The following is a 1,011-nucleotide window of genomic DNA, read 5'->3' as shown; positions in this document are numbered from 1 at the left end:
GTCGAAGCCCCCGTCCTGGATCCTTCCAAGACGCCTGTCGGTTCAGCCGAGGGCCGTGAATCGGCTTCGGAACTTCGGAACCGATTAACATTACCGATCGCTTATTTCGGCATCCCTTATCAATCGGAACGCAGAGCATCGATTGGCGTTGAATACGATCCACAGACGGCCAAGGGGTTTGCTTACACGGTAGAATCAATCCAGCGTCTGCCTTGGCAGGATACAGATCTCATTGTTGCCAAGCTGCGTCTGCGCAATACCGGGGACGCCAATTCCCTGCCGCTGCCTGAACTTAAATTGAAGCTTACAGCGGACGAATCCGTGTTATTGGTAAGCCCTGAGGTTATGGCGGAGGATCAGGGAGCTTTGATCGCACCCGGAGCTACGACAGAGGTGTATGTTATGGCACGCATTCCTTATACGAAGCCTATTCGCTCGCTCCGCTTTGAATTGCTTGCACAAGAGGAGAAGGCGGCAGCATCCTTCCTAACATTTACGACGTCGGGAACGATGCACTCGATCCAGACTGTAGAGAATGGTCAGCCATATTCGGTTCAAACGGTCGGTAAACGTGCGGAAGCCCAAGAACGGCGAACGATCATGTATGAGGGAATCGACTCTGATATCATCTACTCCGAGCTGACGCTCGCCAGCCATGAGCAGCGCCGTGTACAAGCCGCTTTGCTTAAAGGATATTTCCAGAGCGCGGATGGACAGATTTATGAGGCGGACACGATCCAGCCAGAGGTTCCGCTTCAGCCGGGAGCCAAGCAGTCGGTTGTATTTTGGGCAAGGGTCCCGAAAGGGATCACAGGTGAATGGGGGCTTGCGCTAGGCACGGCTTTGTCCGGAGGTAAGCTTGCGGAGCCAGGCCAGGAAGTCAGCGGTGTTCTTGGTGTGAAGAAACTGAGAGTGAATCCAGTAAGGCCAACCGCCAGTTCCTCGTTAGCGCAGTTGGAGTGGTATCCATACAGCATCTCTGTCACGAAAGCTTCAGGCAGTCTTCAAGAA

1 pseudogene is annotated in these 1,011 nt (G+C 53.8%); it reads left to right on the top strand.

The features are described from left to right. A pseudogene (locus ACFRAK_RS29805) lies at positions 1-1,011 on the top strand (hypothetical protein); the annotation flags it as partial.

Source organism: Peribacillus sp. NPDC056705, assembly GCF_043656335.1.
This window is presented reverse-complemented; position numbering and strand designations above follow the sequence as displayed.